Origin of the sequence: Anaplasma marginale str. Florida (genome assembly GCF_000020305.1) — a bacterium.
In the GTDB taxonomy this organism is placed as follows: Bacteria; Pseudomonadota; Alphaproteobacteria; order Rickettsiales; family Anaplasmataceae; genus Anaplasma; species Anaplasma marginale.
In genome coordinates, this window is record NC_012026.1 from 309,858 (window position 1) to 326,957 (window position 17,100).

Annotated in this window: 4 protein-coding genes; 1 reads left to right on the top strand and 3 read right to left on the bottom strand. The window is 49.8% G+C overall.

The window, feature by feature from the left end; genetic code table 11:
• Positions 1-238: 238 nt before the first annotated feature.
• The 3 genes from AMF_RS06415 to AMF_RS06425 all read right to left on the bottom strand — a co-directional run bounded on the left by AMF_RS06415 (position 239) and on the right by AMF_RS06425 (position 14,531).
• A complete protein-coding gene (locus AMF_RS06415; protein WP_241759978.1) occupies positions 239-8,713 on the bottom strand; it encodes a hypothetical protein in 8,475 nt (2,824 codons plus the stop codon).
• Positions 8,714-9,041: 328 nt separating this feature from the next.
• On the bottom strand, positions 9,042-11,855 hold the full coding sequence (locus AMF_RS06420; protein WP_244825244.1) for a hypothetical protein: 2,814 nt from the start codon (positions 11,853-11,855) through the stop codon (positions 9,042-9,044).
• A gap of 690 nt (positions 11,856-12,545) precedes the next feature.
• On the bottom strand, positions 12,546-14,531 hold the full coding sequence (locus tag AMF_RS06425) for an ATP-dependent helicase (protein ID WP_010269683.1): 1,986 nt from the start codon (positions 14,529-14,531) through the stop codon (positions 12,546-12,548).
• A 342-nt stretch (positions 14,532-14,873) separates the two neighbouring features.
• On the opposite strand from AMF_RS06425, the gene AMF_RS06430 reads away from it, so the two are divergent.
• Entirely contained in the window at positions 14,874-16,478 is a 1,605-nt protein-coding gene (locus tag AMF_RS06430) for a hypothetical protein (RefSeq protein ID WP_244825246.1), read from the top strand.
• Positions 16,479-17,100 lie beyond the last annotated feature (622 nt).

Sequence of the window (17,100 nt, forward strand, 5' to 3'; positions counted from 1 at the left end):
TGGTTGCGGTGAAGTTCCTGTAGTGATGATGCCGCATATGGTGCGCTTTGAGCGTGTAAACGCCAAGGTTGCAGATGCCCAAACTCTGTGCCGGAGAAATCAGAAATACGCCCCCGTGAGCTCACTGTTTTCACAAATACGTAAGGCGGTTTTTTGTACAGTCTCTGCACAATTGCAACGCGTCTTGTATGCCCTTTGCAGCTTTTGCATTTAGCAGCGCTCCCGCACTACGCTCAAACTACCTGCGACCTCTCCTGGCAGCTGTTGCGCGCTCACCTGCTGGGTGGACTGTGCTGTCGCTTATCACTTCGGAAGGGGGGCGCTTGGGACTATGGCGAGGAAGGCGTTCAAAGTCATCATACTCATCGTGGTATATGTCATCGACCTCTGCCTGTGCGTTATGGCGTACATCGCCATTTGTGTGGGACAAATGTGCCCCGTGTGAGTCACCAGGCTTGTTCTCGATGAACTTGCCGATGTCCATTCCGTATTTTGCAAAATCGTCATGTACGGTGCTTCGCACTCCGAAGAGATTCTTGAAGAATTTGAATATCTTCCCAAAGAATTTACAAACACAACCCAGTATTTTGCTGAACCAGCCGACCTTTTCTGTACTTACTGGTACGGTGTGCAGCGCATTTTCCTCTGTGAATTCGGGTATGGGCTGTCGTTTTTGTTGAGCGCGCCTTTTCTCTTGCTTGTCCGCACCTTTGTTCTTTTGTGCGCCACCGCCGGCCGTTAACGTGCCAGCACGGAATGCGCTTTTTTGTTTTGCTTCATACTCTGCTAGAGCGGTGCGCCATGGCGTGTTAACCGCAGAGACTACATCATCTATTGGCAGGACGGTTGCGCCTGAATTCTCGGTGCGCCCCAGGTGGATGGCAGCGTTTTTTATTACGTAATTGGTTGAATATACAGAAGCTTCTTTCGCAACTTGGTATCGTACGGAAATGTAAAGTGTTCCGTGGATCCCGGCATCTACTGTAGCGCTCTTTACGACATCGAACTCCTGCTGTAGATCTGAGAAGTCTACTTCGCTTTTTATGTTACCCACGACTTGCACATTTTCAGCCGCTTCAGGCCCACCAAGAGGAGTAACGCTTGCCTCTGCTATGCGCATGAAGAGGTTTGTTTCAAAGCTAATATCGTCATCTGTGGGGTAGAAAATTTCTTGGCACAACAGGTTATCCCTATCCCTAAGCGCGTTCCTTACCTCATCAACGAAGTTAAACCTTCCGTTGTCAGCGAATAATTGCGTTTTCTTGATGACAGTGCCACGCGCTGACTGGCGGGTCTGGTGCCACACCTCGGATTCGTCATATACACCGGCTGCGCCACCTTGTGCTCCTCCACTTCGGATATGGTGCGCTGGCTTAGCAATATGCGCCGCCCTGTTTTCTGTCTCGTCATCTTCTAGCAGATCATAATCCTCTTCCTCGTAGTCTTCCTTGTAGTCTTCGGAATTCAAGTCCTCGTCGTCACTACCATAGGTATCAAACTTTGCTGCCTTGCTGTGTGCATTCCGTGCCGCCATGCCTGCTTCGCGCCGCTGTTCCATTGCCTGCAGTACGCGTGTTGCGCTCCACCGCCCTGATTTTGGTGCTGTGATATCTGTGATATCATATTCTTCTGCATCACTGTCGATGGTATCGTCCTGCCCCACCTGAGTGCTGCTGGTTTTATGTGTAGGTGTTACCCCTGCATCCTGCGCTGTTTTCATCGATGACGACACCTTGCCGGCAGTTTTGCTCCATTCTTCCTCATCTGCATCGGTTTGGGCAACGGGGGAAACGCTGTCTTTATCCTGCGATGCTTCAGGATGCTGTGCCCTGGTTGTGTGCTGATTTATGCTATCCAATTTAGATTGTGTTGCAGCGATACTGCCGCGCCTACCAGGGCCGATTCCTGACTGTGTTCCTACCGAAGTACGTCCACGCAATTCCTCAACGACGCCCTGCAGCACGTCGCCGGTAATGGGAACAACTACGCTCTCCGCGTCTTCAAACCTGATGTTTTGTACATCGTCTTCTGTTGCTACTGCCAACTCTATATTCGAGATTACGGCATAGGCGCCACCATCATCTATTTTGGTAGATATGATGTAAGACAAGACAGCGTGCACATTGCCCATATTTTGGGCATTTCTGGCTGCTGCGCGTCTAACAGCACTACCATGGCGTGTGCTGCTGCGCCAATACTTTGCTGTAGCAACATGTTCTTCTCGAACCAAAATTGCCACAGAGCCATCGCTATTAGTTATCTCTTCTGCGGTCACTATTGGTTTGCCATTCGGCGAGTCAACCAATACAACATCTGGTGTGCCTATGGTCTTTTGCAGTGCATCTAGCAGGCATCCGTTAGTAACATTCGGTACCGCACCCAATACCCCGTGTAGGAGCGAGAATTGCGCATCCTGCCCCGAAAACGTCTGGGGATCAAATATGGTGGTGCGGTCCATGACGCTGCGTGCATGCCTAGCGTGCCACTCATTACCCAGAACCAATTTGGACAAGTCGGATTTGGCGCATATTGCATCACAGTTTTGGTCTGGGCTAAGGATGATCGTACTAGGTGGTGCACTTACGCTGCCAGCCTGAGTTGCTGTGGATTTTGCGTAAGATTGTGCGCCGCCTTGCTGCACCGCTTGCAATAGTTTTTGCGCTGACTGTTCCCTAAGCTTTGTTGCAGCATCTTGTTCAGCGCTCAATGCTGGCACAACGTACTTCGTGAATTGAGGCGGATGTTGCCGTGACACACGTTCTTTGGTGTTTATTTCATACGTTAACTCCGCCTCAGATGGGCTTCTTCCGTCACTTCCTAGTGATTTAACCAAAACTTTCAAATCAGATAATTCGTACTCCCCATCGGTGTCCGTGCTGCGTATGTTGTAGCTTACCTTTACCGCCAGAACGTCTAGCACTTCTTTTGTTTGCGTGTCCTTGACCTGGATGTTGTGTACTTCTTGCACGTTTTGGACGCCATTCTCAACCGGAGGTTTTATTATTTTGGGGCCGTCTGTGGCATGCGTGCTAAGACTACCACCATTGTACATGCACGCTTTGGCGAACTCTAGCAAGCCCTCACGCTGTCTTGTAGGCTTTAGCAGGTATTTCTTCAGGAAATCTTCTATGCTCTCACTGCCGGCGCTTTCTTCAGTGTTTTCGGGCCTGTGTCCACCATAAATCAAGCTCCAAGGAGTTTTGGCTGCAGAACGCATTACCTGATCTGCCGCACTCTTTAGCTGAAAGGCGGGTGTAGCGGGCGCTTTGGGCTGTGAAGCGGGTTGTTGAGTGCCGGCTTGTCGCGATTGCGCAGTTGTGGTACCTACACCCGCTGCCACACTTTCTTCGGGGCTGCTGGGTCGCGATATTTCCTCCAGGTAATTAGCTATATTCTTATCTTGTTCAGGGTCACTGCTCATACGTGCGGGAGCCAACGCGCTAGCCGTAGCAGCAATCCGCTGTTCCGAGCTTGCAAATGTTGTAGCAGGCTTTTGTGCTGCATCAGACGACGTAAGCGGCCTCTGCGGGGCTTTGGTGACGTCGGGCACCGGTAGGGAAACCTCAGAGGTTCTGGTGCTTTTGTACAGCAGTGTGGTGCTTGAGCCTGGAGATTTTATATTGACCGTCAGATTGCTGATTTTATATTTATCCTGCTGGATAGTGGGCGTTACTTCATACCGTATCTCTGCTGTTAGGGTGCCCACCCTCTCATCTTCGTTATTTTTGACGATGAAGTTATGATGCTCGGTGACCACTACTAATGCGGTTTTTTTGTCAGGGTCACTTTTGAGGCTCTTAGCGGATGTGTGTGCTTGTATACGCTCCCCTGCGACAACTTTGAGATCAGCGTTTGGATCGAAGCAGATGCTTGTCTTTATGAAATTCAGCAGGCCATCACGCTTGCTGGGTTCCTGATATAGGAATTTCGCGCAGAAGTCCTGCATGTCGCCGGATTTCGCACTCTTGCTATTGTGCCCATGATGCTGTCCGGCATAAATCAAACTCCAAGGATGCGGGACCGCATCTCGCATTGTCTGGTCTGGTGCGGTTTTGAGCGTGAAAACGGCGTTACCAACCGGTTCTGTGGGTGCAGGGTGTTGTTCACCATGTTGTGCGCCACTTGATGATGCTTGCATCGAACTACCCGCCGTATCCTGATCTGCTACCGCGGTACTGCCTGCGCCAGCTGATGGTTTAGCGTGTGTTGCGTCGTGCGACGGCTTCTTTTGCCCCGGTGTAGCGCCACTGTTGCTGCGTGCATCCACCAAGCTTATCCTCGATTCTTGTTCTTCATTTGGGTCATGGCCTCTGAATTTATCAGCCACCGCTCGCAGTAATTTATTGGGAAGCTTAACTGTTTCTATGCCGGAAAAGCTTATTTCTTTCTTTGCATGTCCAGTGGCTACGTTAAGCTTTACATCTGATATGATGATGTTCTGTGCGTCTTTGTCGACAGAGATCGTGTAATGTAGCGTAGCATCCACATAGCTTGGCGTTTGGTGCGCCTGTCCTATAGTCGTACTGCGTTCCGCCCCTACACTATGTTTTGCTTCAACTCGAATCGCTGCACCACCGCCACTGTCTGTTATATTACTCTTGTTTATCTGCATTGATCTGGCGGTTAATGTTACACTTGGTGTGTTTATGCACCTTTTCAGTGCATCCAGTAATAATGCGTGCGTACTACTCGGTGTTGTGTCTAGCACCGTTGATAAGAGAGTGAGCTGCTCATCTATACTCAGGTGCTCAAGGTTAGGGGTTGTACCGGAATCATCCATATGATTGGTGCGCCAGTCTCTCCCAAGAACCAATGCGGCCAACCCCTGATCCTCTACTAGCTGCTGGCAGGCCTTAGGGTCCGCTAGAGCTAAGCCTGTTTTTAACTCCGTCGGTAGACCATTGTGCAGTGTTGCAGCCCCTGCAGACGCGCTGGTAGCACCCTTACGCTTATCTTGTCCCGTGACGAGGCTCCCCTCATCAAGCTCATCTTCTTCAAGTTCAGTCTCCTCTTCGGGATCATCTGCTTCCGCAACAGCGCTCTTCTTAGCAACTCCTTTAGACTTGGCGCCCTTCCCGGATTTGGCACCTTGTTTTACGTTCCTCGCAGGTTTGGTATCCTCCTTGAGCTCATCTTCTTCAAGTTCAGTCTCCTCTTCGGGATCATCTTCTTCCGCAACAGCGCTCTTCTTAGCAACTCCTTTAGACTTGGCGCCCTTCTGCGATTCATCGGCAATTGTGACTATTTCTTTGCCACCAAAGTTTATGTTTTGCTCGATGCCTTCGTCTTCAACGACTAGATGCAGCTTCACATCTGATATGAAGAAAACATTCTGTGCGGCGCTGTCAGCGGAGATCACGTAAGACAGCGTAGCACTTACATCACCTAGCTCTACTGTCTCAACATCTGCGATACTTCTCGCTTTGACATTATGTTTTTCTTCAACTTTAATCGCTGTAGCACCACCACTGTCTACTATATTCCGCTTTTTTACTGTCACTGACTGGGCGTCTAATTCTACATGCGGTGTAGCTATGCACGCTGCCAGTGCGGTTAGTAAAAGTTTGTGAGCATTGCCGCCCGGTTTCGTGGTCAGTACCTGCGTCAGGAAGGCTAGTTGCTCACTTGTATTCCATGACGCAGATGCTCTGGGGGTTGTCGCATCATCCACGTGCTCTCTGACCCAGTCTTGGCCCATAACAAATTCGCACAACCCGCGGTCATCGACCAGCTTCTGACAATCCTTGGGGCTGGCTAGGAATATGTTGTATGAGGCACCTTCATTAGCTGTCCCGCGGGCCTCAGCAAGCCCGTTACGAAGTGTTGCACTGCCATATTCGTCTTCTTCTGTCTCAAGATGCTGTGTTTTTGCAGTGCTATTCCCGGCTGTAGGTTTCTTGTGTGCCAACTTTGGGACGCGCTCGCAAGCCTTTATGCTGTGCCTTAGCTCTTGCGTGGATGGACTGCTGCCACTCCCTATTGACTTGACCGCGACTTGCATATCGGACAGCGTATACACTTTCGCTACCTGGGTTTTGTTGACCTTGTAAGCTACCTGTACCAATAGGACCAAAACTTTGCCGTCTCTGGAAACTCGGATGAAATGTTTTTCTGTAACCGTCACAGGGCTGACCGGTTGCCCATCTCCATCTTTCTCAACATCCACTCTTATTTCTGGAGTGTTAGTTTCCATATACAGATTGCTACCGTCCTGCACACACGCCCTTACGAACTCTAGCAAGCCTGCACGGCATTTTGTAGGCTTGAGCAGGTAGTTCTTCGTGAACGTTTCGACGTTGTCACAAGATGCAGCTTGTACAGTTTGTTCGTGCTTATCCCCGCCGCAGATCAAGTCCCAAGGGGTCTTGGCTGCATTACGCATTGCCTGATCTGGTGCATCCTTGAGTGTTATATCGGGTGCTGTGCTACCCAAGCCAGTTCCGCCTGCAGCGGATGATACACCAGCCGACTGTCCCCCTACTCCCTGCTGCAGAGCTGTCGCTGCTTTCGTTCGAAGGTATGCACTTGATTGTTGCATGTCATCTCCCTCTAGTGTTTCGTCGTGGCGGTATCTTGCATTGAAGTTCACCACCAGTGGGCTTTGTTGCGGCCTGTTTCCATTTTGGCCCATGGATTTAATCTCAGCGCGCATGTTTTTAAATAGATAATTCGGGCTATGGTGGCTGATTTCGTAAGATAACTTTACTTCCAACACATCTTGCACGGATATTCCGTTCGGGTGCCCGACAAGCAAATCACTGAGAATGCGTCCTGATTTACCGCTTATATCCACCACATCAACCAAGTGCGTTTCTTCAACCTTCACCATGGGAAAAGTGACACCCTCTGTTACGTACGTTAGTGTCGCTTTTAGTGATGGTTCGTTGGAAGAGTGGGCCAAAACCCTAATGGAGGGGTTTTTGGTATCAATGCATTTTTCCAGGAATTGCAGTAAGCCAGGGCGTATACTCGTAGGCTGGACTACATTGCGCGCGAATTCCACCATCTGTTCGTCACGCTGGATGGTGCTAATACCCCTACCAATATTGTCAAACAACAACAGCTTGCTGTGTGCCCCAGGTTGAGTGTTTGGTGTACCGTAAGGCGCTCCTGTTTTAATTAGGTCCCACGGGGTCTTGGCTATATTACGCATTGCTGTATCTGCGCTGTGCTTGAGACTTACTCTACTTGTGGGCAGTATTCCTTTCTTGTCTTTTGGTAGGACAACATCCTGCACGTAAGGTACGTGAAATTTTTCATCACCCAGTTTTGTATGCCCATGCAGCGCTCTGGGGTCAAGGGGCAGAGTGTGTGCGTACGTAGAATTGTGAGTAAGCTGATTCTTGATTGCGCGCCCGGCCAAGCTTATGGGTTTGACTGTCACTCTTAAGTCGCCAAGGCTGCACTCTTCAGAGTTGTCTGTGGTACAAAGTGTGAATTGCACAATTGCTTCCAACGCGCCGATGCACTCTACTGTGCCTGTTATTCCGCTGCGTTTCATAACCTTCACACAATGCACTTCTGCCACCCGCACTGCAGAAACAGAGGGATCGCCCACAATGATGGGGTGTACTACCGTGACAGGGTTTTTTGTGATTCCAGTTGCAGATATTTTGATATTGGTGCTTTGTCCGCACGAGTCGACAAGACTCCGTAGGTTACTATTCTCTGCGGTGTGGCTACGCGCGTATCTGAGAGGTGTGGAATCGGTGCTTCGTATGCACGATTCGAGAAAATTCAACAGGCAACCACGCTCTGTGGTGGGTTTAAGCGTGTGTTTGAGAACATTGACCAATTTTGGGTCACATTGCATTCCTCCCAGCAGCGCTACGCAGTGCAGCTGCATTTTATTGCTGGGTTCTATTTGCGCCTCTATAATCTGGGCTTCGCCTTCTTCGGCAAAGTCATATGCAACATCAGTGCGAATCAGATCCCACGGAGTTTTACCGCGGTCACACGTAACTGCATCGGCCTTTTCCTTAAGCCTGAATTTAAGATCTTTAGGTATGCAACTGACATCGGGAATATTATTTGTTCTTCTGCTCAACAGGCTAGCGCAGTACTTCTCTACTGCATCGTCGCCTGCCTCCACGACATCTTGCTGTATTGTTGGCATGTAAACCATGCCCCGATGCGCGCTTAGTACCCGTGCGGAGGTGTCTGCTCCTGCAAAACTACCAACCTCTAACTTCAGATCACTGAGCAAATAACGGCCAGGGGTAAGTTTGGGAGATGAAACTCTATATGCCGCGGTGACCCACATATTTCCCATAGATTGCAGGTCTGCATATCCTTTTTTGCTTACCTCGAAGACCTGTACAACGTGCTTCTCCACAACCTTGATAGCGGCATGTTCGTTATAGCGTGCCTTGTCTGGTTGTATTGTAATCAGTGGTGTGGGGGCGCTTGCTTCTTGCGAGATTACTAAGGTCCGCGAATCCTGGACAATTGATTCAAGTGCTAGGTTCAGCAGCCCAGCACGCTGCCCTGTGGGCTTTGCAATGGTGTGCAGCACTTTTACCAAGGTTTCGTCGCAACACAGTTCGTCATCATTGCGGAGTTTCTGGGAATACACGACCGGTGCGCATGATGTCGTTCCGAAGCCTGGCGGTGGTGGCTCGCTACGCCCTAGTACTGCATCCCACAGGTTGCCAGCATCGCTATCATCCATTCGCAAGCGGAGCTGCTTCGGCTTTTTTCTGAACAATCCCATGATACAAATCCCACGTGTATGGGCTCTAGACGCGCCTCCCATCCATGCACACGCTGATGATCTACAGGTGTTGAATTTGAGCGCAAAGAAACACGACGTAACTGACGCGAGTATGCCAGATTGTACTCTCGCGCGGTGAGAAATGTGTAAACAAAGGAGGAAACTTGCCTCAGAAGCTGTTTATATTATGCATTATTTTGGTTGAATAGCTTCATTGCCGCGCACATCTATGTCGCCCGTTTGTAGGGATATCTGTGCTGCGTGGATCTGAGCGTTTTCTCCAGCCCTAAGTCTAGTATGTAATGCGCAGATTGCTAGCCAATTAACGCTAAAAGGTGCCTCGGGCCATTGGGATACTGAGGGAATTCACTTCTATGTTACTCATTACTGTTGTGGGAGCATCATCGATATCTGCTTTTCTATCTGGGCGACTATGGCGTACTTGAATGCGCTGTTCTTCTCTGCTACTCTGGGCTTTATGTCGTGCCCTACGATGATTGCCGCGTGAGGAGCTGTGTGCCTGTGGGTGCCTATGGGCCAGATTTTCTGTGGTTACTGCCGCATTGTCGCTTGTGGTTTGGCTACCATGCCGCTTGAAACTGAGACAAGAGGCGAGTAGGGTGAACGGGTAGGTGATGAACTTCCATATTGCGCACAAAATTGCTTTGAGGGCTGCGCAGATTCCGCCCAAAATTTTTTGGTGCTTTTCTTTGGTGGGTGCTTGTTGCGTTTGCAGATCACCATGCTTGTGTTGCGACCTTTTTTCGCGGGTCTTATTGTACATGGCCTCCGCATCAGTAAAGGGTAAGCTGTCCTTGGAAGCCATGTTTTCAATTTTGAAACATGCCACCTGTTCTGGATCAGTCCCCAACACTGAAAGTTTTGGGTTTGTTATCCTGTACTTAGGCCTATTGGCAGATTTACTGGGGTGTACTGTGTAGCTAAGGTACACACCTATTTCTTCGTGGCTATGTATGTGCGCCACAGTTGCCTTATGTGTGACGTGGTATGATCCTCCCTTCCTCAGTCGGCTCCTGCTGGAAATCTTACCCTCAATTTTGAAGTCGGAACCCGCTAAGGAAGACCGCTCAGTGATCCTTTTAATTATGCCCAGGATTAGATGTTCAGCAAGGCCACAATTGCTCTTTGGTTGCGCGAAGAAGAGGTGTTTTACCCAGGGTGTGTCGCCCAAAATTGCTGTGACATCATTTGCAAGTTTGAATTCTGTGCCTGACCACAGAAAAGCCGCCTCCGCTGCGTTACAATTTCCCAATTGCTTACCGAGTTGTAAAGGTTCAGGTCCTTCGTTGGGTTGTATTCCTTCAAAAAGGTCTGCATGGTAGCGCACAAAAAGTTTAGCGGCCTTCTGCTTGAGCTTGTCGGTAACGCTCCAATCCGTCAGCGACACGCCATCATAGCTTTCAACTACTTTTAGGACGATCGATGTCATTTGTTGGATGAATCTGCTGTCGCACTCGAACTCCTGGCCGGTGCAGGATAAAAATTTTTCGCTAATTTCTTGCTGACAGGCTGTAAACACCTCACGGATGCGCGCCTCGGAGATTGCGACGTTATTGTCTTTGCGCGATGATGCAAGTAAGTTGGCTACCAGACGGCTAATCTCTACGTTTGTAATTAACTCGATTTCGTATTCTTGTTGGAGTAAATCGCAAATACCCATCATTGCCGATGCGAAAAACATTGCCGCGGACCAAAATGGCATTGTAAATACCGGCTCAGTGGGCAAAGATCGATCGGGATGGGTTTTGCCGTTTTCGTACATGGTCTCCTGCTCCTCCGAATCTGGTGTTATGTCAACGTGCTCGTCCTGCACGGGCTCAATCATCGCGTCTGTTGTTGGGATGTCAGGGGCCAGCTCGGCCAGTATTTTTTGTCGAACCGTTTGCGCAATGTCGTTTTCATGCACGCCGGTTGCCCCCTGTGCGGCCTCTATAACAGTTGTTACTATGTACTGCGCGTGATTGTGTATACAGTCAATCTTCTCCTGCTCTGCAGCGTTTGGTATATTATCCCCCACTATTGCGGGGTCATTCAGCATTTCGCGAATAAATTCACCATAGGCTTTAGCAACAAGTTTGGGGGATATCCTAACCGTTGTGCAGTTAGGTATTGCGTCTGATCCCAGAACATCCTCACTTGGGTCTGCCAAATGCTGCGTGTTGTTGCATAGACTTATGATTACCTCGCGCACGGTACGCATGGATGCCGCTAGCGCTGTGACGTAGCGGTCTTTAGGTACATCTATTTCATCACTCGGTGCGGCCTCCGGCGGGGATATAAAGCTATTGCGGGTCTGCTGAGTATCCGCATTCTCCACGTCAGGCGCGACATCTACATCTTGTGTTGTTGTAAACTCGGCAGATTGTGTAAGCTCGGCAGATTGTGAATACGTATCATCGCTGGGTGTTGCAAGATCTGCATCGGGCGTTACACTTTGGGCATTATCATCTACATCATCTACACTCTGCGCTGGTACGGTGTTTTGCGCTCCAGATGAGGGCACCTCTGATATATTTGTGCTAGTATATGTTAGTTCGGCGCCATCGCTGTGCCTTATTGTAACTTCTAGATCGCAGATTTTGTACTTACATGGCTGTGGTGTGGGCCTAACTATGTATTTCATATCCGCTGCAAGAGCGCCGATGTCGCTACCGGCACTTTTTACGGTAAATGTGTGCTTCTCTGTAATCTTCGCTGCTACTATTTCAGTTTTGTCGTTCCTTATCGCCCGCATGCTCGCCCTTGTGGTATTGGCGGCAACGTCTATACTGGCACTAACGCCCTTATCAATGGAAGCGGCTATGAACTTGAGCAGGCCGTGCCGGTCTTTGGCGTGCTTACATAGATATTGGCTGCAAACATCCTGAACGTGTTCATACTGTGCTGCCTTGTTGTCATCGTGGTGCTTCGCGGAATAGATGAGGCTCCAAGGAGTAGGAGCCGCGAGACACATTTCCTGGTCTGGTGCACTTTTTAATTCGAGAGCGGGTGTAGCGGGGGCCGCAGAGTGTGTAGTGCCTTCCACTTCTGGTGCTTCAGACGATCCTTCGGATGTGCCTATCTCTGGGGGAGGATGCGCAACCGTCGCGCCCCTCTTCAGCTGATGGCTCACCACTGCCATCTGTTTGTGTTGTGTCTTCATTGTTGTTGTGCACTGGACTCCGACCTATGCCAAGGGGCAAATGAGCGGCCCCATACGCGCTGATATGCGCAATACCGTAGCTCCTGCTAGTGGTCCACGCGGATGACACCACATGCCCCTGCAGCAACCAACGATATACTGGGGTGGTGCCATTGTAGCCATACCAGGTGTGTGTGCAATTTACACTTGCAAATTGGTGCCCATTGCGCACATTTCGCGAAAGCATGAGGTAAGTTTTCTGGGGTGCAAGTGCTGAGTATCTTGTCTAGCGCCGCTTCGGTTTGGCATATACTCTGTACAGTGTTAGTGATCTCTGTAGTGACACAAGAGTCCGTTGGATTGGAGCTACCAAATCAAGACGGCACCCCCACGCTTGTGTAACCATGTGGTAACCGCGGTCTACCTGAGCTTTCATCTCGTTTGTGCGTTGTTTGCGGAATGCTTATCGCTGTGCACAGTCTTCATTTGAAGTTGTGTATCTATGGTATAGGTTGCGGTAGTGGCTCACCTGATGGCCTGCTGCGCTTCGCGAAAGTATTAGGTAAGTCCCTGGGAGTGCAAGAACCATGTGGCTGGTCCATGCGGGTTTGGGTTTGTTCTGCCCTTATATTTTCCATCAAAAAGGGCTACCCAGCAAGCGGTTAGAGCTGTGGGGCAGTGGGCTGGATGCTAACAACCATGCTGCATGGAGCCATCTACATTTTTTAGAACTTGCACGTGCTCTGCAGGGAGCTCCTTTATGAATCGCGATATCTTCATGGGCTGCCTCCAGTTGTTTACCTCCCTCACCGCGACGCAGGATATAAACAGCTGCTCTCGTGCTCTGGTCATGCCCACGTACGCAAGGCGACGTTCTTCTTCCAGGGCATTTCCAGTGGAGTCATGTATAGATTTTTCGTGGGGGAACACTCCCTCCTCCCAGCCGGGTAGAAACACCAGTGGGAATTCCAGGCCCTTAGCCGCGTGCAAAGTCATCAGGTACACATGGTTGCTGGCCTGCTCAGGTGAGTCTACCTCAGTTACCAAGCTGATGTGCTCTAAAAACTTGGTTGCATTCTCAAAGTTCCCCACGGCGGCGAACAATTCTCTAATGTTTTCGATTTTCGATGCGCCGGCATCCCCCTCGTCTTTCAGCATGTTCATATAGCCAGAACCCTCAGCTATAGCCTGCATCACGGTTGTTAGAGACGTAGTATCCAAGGTTTCTCGCCAGCATTTGAATTTGTCGAGCAGATTTTGCAGAGTATTGGAGGTCCTTTCTGGCAGTAGTCCGAAGCGTATCATAGACTCCCCAGACTCGAGCAAAGACAACCTATTGTCCCTGGCGTATGCCCGCATTTTTGCGACCGTAGAGGCCCCAAGCTGCCGCTTCGGTTTATTCACTATCCTCTCAAACGCTATGTCATTTTTAGGGTTCGTTACCACCCTGAGGTATGATACGAGATCTTTTATTTCCTGTCTGTCGTAGAACTTGGTGCTACCTATTATTTTGTAGGGAATTCCGCACCTGACCAAATACTCCTCGAACACTCTGGTTTGAAACCCGGCCCTGACGAGTATTGCAGTTTCGTCGAATCTATATTCGCTGGAGCCTTTTATGTACTCACTAATAAACTGAGCTTCCATCCTGCCATCCCAGAATTTCATTAGGCCAACTTTTTGCCCCGCATGGTTTGTGGTCCAAAGTTTTTTACCCAGCCTGGACTTGTTGTTGTTTATAATTGCGGAGGCTGCACACAATATGTTAGAGGTTGAGCGGTAGTTACATTCCAACCTGACGATCTTCGCTTCAGGAAAATCGTCGGCAAACCTCAATATGTTCCCAACTTCAGCTCCGCGCCAACTGTAGATAGACTGGTCATCATCCCCGACACAGCAGATGTTTTTACGTTTTTGGACGATTAGTCTGAGCCACAAGTATTGTACTGTGTTGATGTCCTGATATTCATCCACCATCACATACTTAAACTGTTCCTGATAGTGGGAAAGAACGTCTGCATGGGCACTGAACATCGATACGTTGTACAGAAGAAGATCGCCAAAGTCAGCACAGTTGAGGGCCTTCAGCCGTTCCTGATACTCATAATACACGTCACGCACTATGTTAGGGCACTTTTGCAATTCCGTATCTGTAACACCTGCGGGTAGTAGCCCCTTTTCTTTCCACCTCTGTATCGCATGCATCATTTTTTTGCATTCCTCTGCGGGGTGCCCGGGTTGTGTATCATTCACAATGGCTTTTATGAGCTGCAGCTGGTCATCTGGGCCTATGACTGTAAAATCTCTCCTTAGGCCGACTCGCTCCGCGTTGCTACGCAGTATTCTGGCCGCAATTGCGTGAAATGTTCCCAGCCATATACCAGTGGTATCGACAATCTCGCTCACTCGAACAAGCATCTCCCGCGCGGCTTTATTTGTGAATGTTACTGCCAGAATCTGGCTGGGAAACGCGAGCCCACGCTTGATGATATAACCCATCCTTGAGGTTATGGTGCGAGTTTTACCTGTTCCAGCTCCCGCTAAGATAAGAACAGGCCCATCAACACAAAAAACGGCCTCCTTCTGCTCCTCGTTTAAGGATAGCAGAAAACTTTCCTCTGGATTGCACCCCGACATATGCTGGGCATCATCTACTGGGAAGTCACAATGTTCCATAATGTCAAGGCTCCGAGAACGTGGGCGCAAGCACCTGTCCCATTATGGACCCTAAGGGAACGCACAATCAATAAAAACTAAACAGACGCCCAATGCAAACTGCCATGCTACGCTGGTTGCACGCATAGCGCCGTGTATTGTTGACAGTATTTACAACGTTGTGGCACACTCGTATGTTATTAATTCCTTAACTTTGTGGAGTGTGTGTTATGGATAATAGCACTGCCATGCAGAGTAGTACTGCTGGGGGGGGGGGGATCCTCCAACAACGTGGAACGTTACTTCCGCACCTGCCGGCGTGTAGTGTGGATTATCAAGCCGGCCTATTCTGCTGTTGCTATTGTGGCCACGACCCTTTCGTCGCTATTGTTGGTGACTTTTGCTATTGTGGCCACGACCCTTTCGCCGCTATTGCTGGTAATTTTTGCTATTGTGGCTTACGTAGCAGATTCCCGCACTACCGGAATCGACGCCGAGACGAGTGTGACCACCCGTGCCGCTGAGGTTGCTAGTTGGCAGCTGAAACAAGAATGTCGCAATATCGATGCTAAGTATGGGCTGAGCGCACCCGATGCTGACAGCATCAACCACCAAGCAACTATCCACCGTGCTGCTGAGGTTGCTAGTTGGCAGCTGAAACAAGAATGTCGCAATATCGATGCCAAGTATGGGCTGAGCGCACCCGATGCTGACAGCATCAACCACCAAGCAACTATCCACCGTGCTGCTGAGGTTGCTAGTTGGCAGCTGAAACGCGAGTATGAGAGGCTTTGTTTCAGAAGTGCGGTGCGCCTTGTCTCGATTGTCGGGGATTTACACAGGGTATGCTATCTCGGCGGACAAGAGATTACTGGAGTTCGTGAAGATGTGCGTGCTGCCATACTTATGGGAACTATCAACTACATAGCACGTGCTGCAGGATGCATCGCATGGGACGCATGTCTTAGCTTAAGAGGTGCCGATCCATCGGCAACGCTCAACGGTGTCTTGCTCACTCCACAAGCACGGCAAGGGCGGAGTGCTGGTGGGTCAAGGGCAGGACTCTACTCTCGGATCGTAAATGATTTGAGATGGAGGGGGAGTCGCAGCACTGAAGAGCTTTGTTCAGGAATTGCGCGAGCCCTTGTCTTAACTGCCTGGGATTTATGCAAGGCAAGGCATCCCGAGCAAGATATTGCTGGAGTTCGTGAAGATGTGCGTGCTGTCATACTTATGGGAACCATCAACTACATAGTGAGTAGTGCGACGAATATCGCATGGGACGCATGTCTTAGCTTAAGAGGTGCCGATCCATCGGCAGCACTCGACGATGTCCTGTTATTAGCATGGCAAACACGGGAGATAGCGTGCAGGTATGAGAGGCTTTGTTCAGGAATTGCGCGAGCCCTTGTCTTAACTGCCTGGGATTTATGCAAGGCAAGGCATCCCGAGCAAGAGATTACTGGAGTTCGTGAAGATGTGCGTGCTGCCATACTTATGGGAACTATCAACTACATAGCACGTGCTGCAGGATGCATCGCATGGGACGCATGTCTTAGCTTAAGAGGTGCCGATCCATCGGCAACGCTCAACGGTGTCTTGCTCACTCCACAAGCACGGCAAGGGCGGAGTGCTGGTGGGTCAAGGGCAGGACTCTACTCTCGGATCGTAAATGATTTGAGACGGAGGGGGAGTCGCAGCACTGAAGAGCTTTGTTCAGGAATTGCGCGAGCCCTTGTCTTAACTGCCTGGGATTTATGCAAGGCAAGGCATCCCGAGCAAGATATTGCTGGAGTTCGTGAAGATGTGCGTGCTGCCATACTTATGGGAACCATCAACCATATAGCGAGTAGTGCAGGATGCATCGCATGGGACGCATGTCTTAGCTTAAGAGGTGCCGGTCCATCGGCAACGCTCGACGATATCTTGTTCGCACCGGCACAGCAAGCGCAAGGGGCCGCTCTTTAGCCAAAAAGTTTGCTGAAGACAGAAGGGGGAGGCGAAAAGCCTTTCCCTCACCAAAATTCTAAATCCAACCACAACAATTGCCTCCTCTATAGCGGAGAGTTTGATGTAAAGGAGTGTGCAGTCGTACTTTATTGTTGAGAGTTTTACAACGTTGTGACACACTCATATGTTATTAATTCCTTAACTTTGTGTGGTGTGTGTTATGGATGATAGTACTGCTATGCCGAATGGTACTGCTGGTGATGGGGGGACACCACTCTAGTGGTGTACGTGTTGCTTCTGCAGTTACTGTTGCGGACGATACTATATCTGGGGTAGAGAATTCCTCGCCAGATTAGGGTACACCTACGGGAGCAATCGATAAGCAATACAAACTACGCAAGGAACTTAGCGCTATCGACATAAACCGCAAAGCATACACAGCCCTCCGTGCCATCGATGAAAAGTACAGGCCTCGTACTGGGCCGCCTGGAGACGTTAAGAGCGCGCTTACCACCGTTGCACGATACGACTCGACACAGTCCAGTAAGCAACAACTAGCGGAGAATGCGGTACTTGGACAGTTACCAAGTGAAATACTTGGTTTTGTTGAGAATTACATCAGTATTGTTGATCGTGCTAA